Here is a 7624-nt window from a genome sequence, read left to right as displayed (position 1 = left end):
CTGGACCGGACGCTAACAACACGCCATCATTAGCAACGCGTTTTGACGCTTAGCCCGTTTTGACGCTTAGCCCTTAACCGTTGAGCTGGAGAAAGCAAAATCCCCAGACTCTTTCGAGTCCAGGGATTCTGGTTTAGTTGCGGGGACAGGATTTGAACCTGCGACCTCCGGGTTATGGGTATTGAACACGGTTGATCGTCTTTTGTTTTGTCGCGTTATCGATAAAGATTTCGGGCTGGTTGCGTAAATGTTTGCAATCAGAAAATCGAAGCATTTTTATTTCCGATTACACCTATCGTTAACATGTTGCATGACTAATACACTATGGCCAGTGCCGTCCGAGTGGGAGAAATCCTTAATTTTGTGGGAGCAATATTTAATTGCTTGTAGCAAAAGACCCCGAACTGTTGAAACTCGCATTCGCGCAATGCGTAACTTTGCTAGAGAAATCAATAAAAGTCCGCAAAATGTCACTGAAGACGACATATTTTCCTGGGCTGGAAGCAAGAAATGGGCAGCTGAAACTAGGCATTCAAAATACGTAACGCTGCGGTCATTCTACGAATGGTACGCAAGGAAGAATGAGTTGGCTGATCCAACTCTTCATCTTCCTTCAATAACACCGAGCCTGTCCTCCCCCGCGTCCTATTCCCGAGTTTTTGTATGAGCAAAGCCTGAGTGACACCAATTCCCGCCGAACTCTCTTGATACTGCGGTTAGCTGGGAATCTAGGTCTACGAGTCGATGAGATTTGCCGGGTCAATATCGAAGATATTATGCCAGATTTGCTTGGTTACAGTCTTCGAGTTACCGGCAAAGGCGGTGTTGTTAGGTACCTACCGCTTCCCACCACAATGCATCGTGATCTAATCGCCGCTGCAGATCCCGTAACAGGTTTTGTTTTCCCAGGCAAGATCAACGGTCATTTATCGGCACGGTGGGTCGGAAAAATCGGCGCTCGAGCGCTCCCTGGTGAGTGGACTTTGCACACTCTTCGGCACCGTTTCGGAACCATTTCCTACCGGCAAGATCACGATCTACTCACAGTACAACGCTTGCTCGGCCATCTTCAGGTTTCGACAACTCAAAGATACGTAGAACCAGCAAAAGAAGCGATGAGGTCAACCATTCTCGCAATAAGCATTTAACCGACAAAACTAGCAATCTATGCCGAAACATTATTTTGCTGGCATCTCCGGCAGAGCCAGCACCGCTGGCAAGGCCAGCAGAAAGGAAACTCGATGATCATTTCAGTTTGTAATCAAAAAGGCGGCGTGGGTAAAACCACGTTGGCTACTAATATTGCTCAGCGTCTTTCAGAAAACGGCAGACATGCTGTTTTATTGATTGACGCCGATCCGCAAGGTAATGCGTCAACGACAGTCGGTGCCGATGTCGGCACAGAAACATTAACCTTGAATGATGCTCTCACAGCTGTAGCGTCAGGTGCTCCCGGCTCAGTGATCACCCAGACGATCATGGAGTGCATGCCTCCGTGGACTATTTCATTGATCCCAGCAGATCGTCTACTCGCCTCACGTGAATCAGACACTTCCCTGGGACGCGAAAACCGGCTCAAGACTTTGTTGGAAGCGGTTCAATACGATTTCGAACATGTGGTGATTGATTGCCCACCATCCCTAGGCATGCTGACCACGAACGCCTTGGTGGCCTCAGATAAAGCCTTGGTTGTTACTACTGCACGGGAAACGAGTTTCGATGGCGTTGCAGAGATCACCTCTACTATCGCGACTGTTCGAGCTCATTACAATCCTGACCTTGTTTTATCTGGGGTTGTGGTCAATTCTTACCGTGCAGATCGTCTGGATCGCCGCGAATGGTTTGATCATCTTCAAACCTATTACGGAGCACATCTTCTGCCCAACGCTATTCCGGAACGTGAAGCTATCGCTGCCGCAGCATCCAGGCATGAACCTATCGGCTATATCGACGATGCTACTTGTGAAGCGTTGAACGCCCTCATTAACGCTATTAAGAAAGGATCGAAATGAAAACTCCCGATCCACACGTTCTTTCAAAAGCAACAATCAATGATCCAATCATTGCTGGCAACGCCAGCGAAGCGGGCAGTGCCGTATCTGCCAGCAATGCCAGCCACGCCAGCACCGCTGGCAGAGCCAGCGAGAGTGTCGATGTCCCAGTCAAGTTCACGATCCGGTTGCCAAAAACGTTGATGGGCAGAATACGGGCAGCGTATCTTGCGGATTTAACTGAAGGTGGTGCACCGACGCTATCGGAGTGGGCAGCCGAGCATCTGGCGCAGGCAGTGAATGAGTCTGAGCAGCGTGTTAATGGCGGAGCACAGTTCAGGCCTGTTGGTACCGGGCGTGTACCGCGTCTGCCTTTGTCCGGACGTAACTAGCTAGAGGTGATCGTCATGGATAAGGGCAGATCACGAACAACAGATCCACTAACCAGCCATATAGCAGGCGGTAAGCTGAAGAATTTCACCAAAGATCATGGGCGGATTCTCAAAGCTCTACACGAGTTTGACACCCTGACTGATTCTGAGCTTGAAGAACTCGCGTTACGACGTCACTGGCCGATGTCCGGTAAGGACTATTACCGTCGGCGTCGCTCTGATTTGAAAACAATGAACCTTATAACCGCCACTGATCAAAGGCGGGCAAATCCACAAGGAAATCTAGAGACCGCATGGGCTCTCAACATTGAAAGGAAAACAAGAATGGAAACACAAACAGGTGCCTCATTCGATGAAGGCAACATCATCTTCATCGACCTGGGAGACGACACGTACGGGGTGAAAGGCAAAGACCTCCAACCGGGTGCCGAGGTGAAAGTATCGAAAAAGAACGGTGGTAAAGCAACTGTCATTATCGATGAGATTATCGACGAGGAGGACGGTGTCCAAACCGCTACTTTCACTTGGCCGGACACGGTTGGTGAAGCACTCCAAAACGGTCAGATTATTTTTACCCAGACCGATAATGGTGAATGGCTGATTAAAGGTTATGCGTTGATTGAGGGTGAGGAAGTCGAAGTAACTTCACGCAATGGAAAGAAGCGCACAGTCATTGTCGGTGCTATCCACAGCGTCGATGAGGATGGGCTTCAAACGGCTGCGTTTGAGAATGTCGAATCCGATATGAGTGACTTGCTTGCTGATGGGCGCATCATTTTTATCCGTGACGACGGTGAGTACCTCATCAAAGGTAAAGGGCTAGTGAAAGGCTCAACGGTTAAGGTTACGAAAGCTAACGGGAAGAAAGTGAAGGTTACTGTGGGACATGTGATTTCCGACGAGAATGGCATTCAGACCGCTACTTTCACTTCGATAAACAAGAGTGAAAATTGAGGTAATTAAAACACTGCTGGCTTGGCTGGCACTGCCAGCCAAGCCAGCAGTGCCAGCAAAAAATTGTTAAGATGAACGTATGTCCACCATCGACGATCTTGCAAAAATCACTGCAATAATACGAGTTAAGAACCGTAGCTTTTCTCAGACCAAGCGCAGTGAAATGTTGCTACGCCTTGGTATTGATGAGACCTTAAGCGAGATATGTGGTGGCGGTCTATTTATTCCAAGCAATATGCTTGAACAAGCAAGGAATGATGTCCATAGATGGCTGGATTCAGGTTATAAGATCGTGTCACTATTGGACGCTGACTACCCATCGTTTCTTACACAAGTGCATGAATCACCAGCCCTACTTTTTTATACTGGTCGTCTACGCCAATCAATGAATAGCGTATCGATTGTGGGCTCTCGACACGCTAACCAAAGCGCTTTGAATCGAGCGCAAAATATTGCCGAGTTTCTTGCCCACCGCGGCTACACTATCATTTCTGGGCTTGCAAAAGGTATTGATACAGCCGCCCATCAAAGCGCTTTAGATGCAGACGGCTACACTGTCGCCGTTATGGGGACTGGCATTGACAAAACCTATCCAGCAGAGAACATTCGTTTAAGGCAAAAGATTGAGGAGCAAAACGGCTGTATAGTGACACAGTTTTTGCCAGGTAGCCCGCCAACAAAACAATCTTTTCCTATGCGAAACGTAACAATGTCGGGCTTATCGCAAGCAACGATAGTAGTAACAGCAAGCGAATATTCTGGGACAAGAGGGCAGGCAAAAAGAGCGCTGTTACACGGACGAAACGTATTTTTACTGCCAGACGTAGTGGACAATACTCAGTGGGGAAAAGAGATGCTCTCACAACCGGGAGTATACGCGGTGACAAGCTATGACGACCTATATGCCCATCTCAATACGATTGACAACGATGTACAATTGCTAGCCTCGATTGGGAAACAGAACAGTGATTGACGACAAGATTTCCAGAGTCGAAGAAGCACTTCGAAATCGATACTCACTCGTGTTGCGTCCGGCGAATATTCCTACCATCTCAACATGTCGATTCTGCCACGGGCCAGTTGGAACTGACGTACTTGGTATGGAGTATGTTCTATGCCCAACGTGCAATAAACATTCCAGTAAAGGCATTTCTTATATTGATACCCTAGGTATCTGTACTTACGCTATCGATGATCGCCAAATGTTGAAATACATGTACGACTACAAAGATCCTACACGACCAAATCAAGACATTATCCAAGGGATCGTGGGTAGTTTATTAGCGGTCAATTTATATCGGCATATAACCAAATTTGAAATGTTGAACGGCCCCTTTTCAAATTGGACGATTGTTCCATCATCAAAGAATCCACTTCATTCACAATCAACAACTCACCCTTTATTTTACTTCGCAGATTACGTCTTAAAGCATTTTCCACATATCGTCCATCTTCCAATAACAGTAAATCCAGGATCTCCAAGTATCCGGGATTTCCAAGCCGATTTGTTCAAAATCGATACTGTTTGGGACAACGCTCCTGATCACGTATTGTTAATCGAAGACACTTGGGTAAGTGGTTCGAAAGCGCAATCTGCTGCTTATCAATTAAAAGCCCACGGAGCGTCGCGAGTTATCGCATTAGCTGTCGCTAGAAAAATAAAACCTAACTTCCTAAATTCCAATGACATAATCAGCAATTTCGAGCGCCCTAGTAACGTGTTTAACCCAGCTATTTCACCTTGGAATATTTGAAACAATTTCGTTTCTAGATACACACATTGAAGTGGTTAACGCATAACATGCTAGATTTCTGGGTGTTCTGACCGAGTTATCAGTGTGGCGATAATGAGCGATATGCTAGCGCTAAGGTCTGGTCAGGATTTCTTTGACCCTACTGTTCCACAATTCGCTGCGCCGCATTTGAGGCAGTTCACCACATTAAATTGGACGGAATTTCAAAAGGAACGCCGCTGTCACATTAATGAATGTTTTTGTTTACCATTTTTTGTCACGATCCAAATGATTCCGAACGTCAAAATAAGCGGGAAAAGGTAGTGCTCAATGAATTGGGTTGCCACAACAATGCTCGATTTTGCTTTGGACATATTGCTTATCAGCACAAAATTCAAGATGAAATGCCCCAAAAATAGCGGCAAAATGCGGTGCGTTTTGATGAAGTAGAGGGCTGTGAACAGCGCAAGGGGTGCCATAAAGAGCAGCGAAGTTATTGATCCCATATGTAGGTGAATTACTCCACGGATAACAACCATGATGATGAGCGAGATGGAAGTTTTTATGTGCGCTTTCTTTATCAATAACCATAGGACAATACCTGTGAAAACAACTTCTTCCGTTGCTCCCATGACCGATCCAGATAATGTATCGGCAAGAGGCGAATATCCTGAGTAATCAAGGTCAAAAGTGGCTTCGGTAGCATTCCTCAGTAGTTCGTCTATTTGGAAACGCTGTGCCAACACAACGAGTTCACGCTGCAAGATAGGGTAAATCAAGAGCATGGCAATTGTTCCTACCATGCCGTAAATAAATGTTTTTGTGGATTCTAGATCCGGTTTAGCGATAATTGGTGATTGTTTTGAGTTGGTCAGCTTCATAAATAGTAGCCAAGAAGCAATCATCCATATTAAATAAAAGATGAACCCGTGGAACTTGTACGGGGGGAAAATATTGCCTACATCCACGTAAAAGCCTAGGGCAGTTGTGCTTAGAGATGTTGCGTCGAAATATATCCATAGGTTTTGAAGGATAAACGACACAGGTGGATAAAACACAAACAGGTAGAGCAATACGTTGGGTATATTCTTTATTTTTTTTATCATAATCACCTAAAGTAGGGATTGCTTTCTTCTCGTTGAAGTTCCACGGGTAGATATTATTGTTTATTCATCATACTTAATCGGGTCTATCGCGTCAGTACATCCCCAAGTTGTGCCAACACGGACACATTCGTTGCAAAGATATTTAACTCCACCAATCCATTTTATAGTTTCTCCAGCTCTCCTGGGGTAGCCCGGTCCAACTTTGATTGTGCAGTGCGGCGGCCGAGGAGATAAGCCTTGCGTGTATGAGGAATTGTCAGATCCCAATAGTGAAGGTTCCGAAGGTACTCCGACACCGGTAAGCGCAACTCCTAGAAGTAATGACGTGAGAGCGTACAGTGTAGTTTTCATAAAAACTCCTTTGTTTTCTAGTTGGTGATTGTAGCTTAATCCACAGCCTTGCACCTGTCCATCAATTTTCTCGAAATCGACAAATTGGATATAAGTTTATTTACCGACAAGCTAAGGGAGAGGCTAATCGGCGGCATCGTTCGTGCTCATCATTCGTTCGCGAAATATTGACCACACTATCAATTATTTCCTTTTAAAGTTCATTATCAGAATCGAACGTCGAATATATACACGAGAATTCTACATAAAAGCACTGGCGGCTTTTGGAGCAATGATCGTTGGTATCCTTTTCTGAATCAGTATTTAAGTGAGGCTACTTGAAAACAGACACTAAAAGGTGTCAGCGGTTTTTAAGAGGGCGACTATATTTAGCGTAGTCGCCCTCTTTTGTTTTCAAGTTCATCGGCGGCGTGATCTTCGGTGTGTCACAGGTGCGGGTGTATCGGGTTGCACGGGCGTCATGCATTTCGGTTGATGGCTTGGGGTGATGTTGCCCGTTTTTCCTTCGCTGAGCCGGATCGTGGATAGTGTGTTTTCTAGGGTGAATCCTGCCCAGGTTCGACGGGTTGCACCTGTTTCTACTTCGACGATAGGTGCCGTGGTGTAGCCTTGTTGTCTGAATTTTTCAACTAGGTCTGGGTATTGATCGAGCGATACTTCACTATAGGGTGTGCCTGTTTTATCAAACTGGCGTTTGGTGGCCACGCATTGAACGCAGTCTGCTTTTGTGTAGATTGTTATTGCGTTGTCTTTTCTGACTGGCACGGGTAAGTGCTTGTAGGTCTGCGGGAGAATGGTTGGCAGCCATTCCGCAACGAGCCAGCGTGAGGCAGCGGCTTGTTGGAGACGTGGTGACGTCGCGATGTTTTGCTGCCCATCGACGCCTGTCTCATTATGCATGTGGATGGGTAGAGCGTCGGAGCGTTCGTATTGTGGGTATTGGCGTAAGGGTGGGCAGTTTGCGGCGCTCCACATTTCTTCAAAGTCGATGGTCTCGTATTCGAGATAGTTTGTTAAGAAGTTGATGCCGCGAACATATACGTCGCTTTCGCTTATCGACATACCGTCATAACGGCTGTTGACGAATGCACTAAGCT

General features: G+C 46.3%; 8 protein-coding genes. 6 read left to right on the top strand and 2 right to left on the bottom strand.

Annotated features, from left to right (window positions below; genetic code table 11):
* Positions 1 to 659: 659 nt before the first annotated feature.
* From EZJ44_RS08535 to EZJ44_RS08510, 6 genes are all read left to right on the top strand, one after another.
* Complete coding sequence (locus EZJ44_RS08535; RefSeq protein ID WP_131282556.1) at positions 660 to 1148, top strand: tyrosine-type recombinase/integrase; 489 nt, start codon at positions 660 to 662, stop codon at positions 1146 to 1148.
* A 93-nt stretch (positions 1149 to 1241) separates the two neighbouring features.
* Positions 1242 to 2012 (top strand): ParA family protein, encoded by a 771-nt coding sequence (locus EZJ44_RS08530; RefSeq protein WP_131282552.1) that lies wholly within the window; start codon positions 1242 to 1244, stop codon positions 2010 to 2012.
* Positions 2009 to 2383, top strand: a complete 375-nt coding sequence (locus EZJ44_RS08525; protein WP_131282549.1) for a hypothetical protein — start codon at positions 2009 to 2011, stop codon at positions 2381 to 2383. Before EZJ44_RS08530 ends, EZJ44_RS08525 begins: the two co-directional genes overlap by 4 nt.
* A 15-nt stretch (positions 2384 to 2398) precedes the next feature.
* On the top strand, positions 2399 to 3337 hold the full coding sequence (locus tag EZJ44_RS08520) for a hypothetical protein (RefSeq protein ID WP_131282544.1): 939 nt from the start codon (positions 2399 to 2401) through the stop codon (positions 3335 to 3337).
* 79 nt (positions 3338 to 3416) lie between these two features.
* Complete coding sequence (locus EZJ44_RS08515) at positions 3417 to 4310, top strand: DNA-processing protein DprA (RefSeq protein WP_131282541.1); 894 nt, start codon at positions 3417 to 3419, stop codon at positions 4308 to 4310.
* Complete coding sequence (locus EZJ44_RS08510; protein ID WP_131282537.1) at positions 4303 to 5091, top strand: hypothetical protein; 789 nt, start codon at positions 4303 to 4305, stop codon at positions 5089 to 5091. The genes EZJ44_RS08515 and EZJ44_RS08510 overlap by 8 nt, the downstream gene beginning before the upstream one ends.
* Positions 5092 to 5312: 221 nt before the next feature.
* On the opposite strand, the gene EZJ44_RS08505 is transcribed toward EZJ44_RS08510, so the two are convergent.
* Both EZJ44_RS08505 and EZJ44_RS08500 read right to left on the bottom strand, forming a co-directional pair.
* Positions 5313 to 6038 carry a CPBP family intramembrane glutamic endopeptidase gene (locus tag EZJ44_RS08505; RefSeq protein ID WP_165496168.1) on the bottom strand — a complete coding sequence of 242 codons (726 nt, stop codon included), beginning with the start codon at positions 6036 to 6038 and terminating at the stop codon, positions 5313 to 5315.
* Between the two features lie 888 nt (positions 6039 to 6926).
* A partial coding sequence (locus tag EZJ44_RS08500) for a glutaredoxin domain-containing protein (protein WP_206661893.1) occupies positions 6927 to 7624 on the bottom strand: 698 nt, incomplete at its 5' end.

It is taken from the genome of Arcanobacterium bovis, assembly GCF_004331995.1.
GTDB lineage: Bacteria > Actinomycetota > Actinomycetes > Actinomycetales > Actinomycetaceae > Arcanobacterium_A > Arcanobacterium_A bovis.
This window is presented reverse-complemented; position numbering and strand designations above follow the sequence as displayed.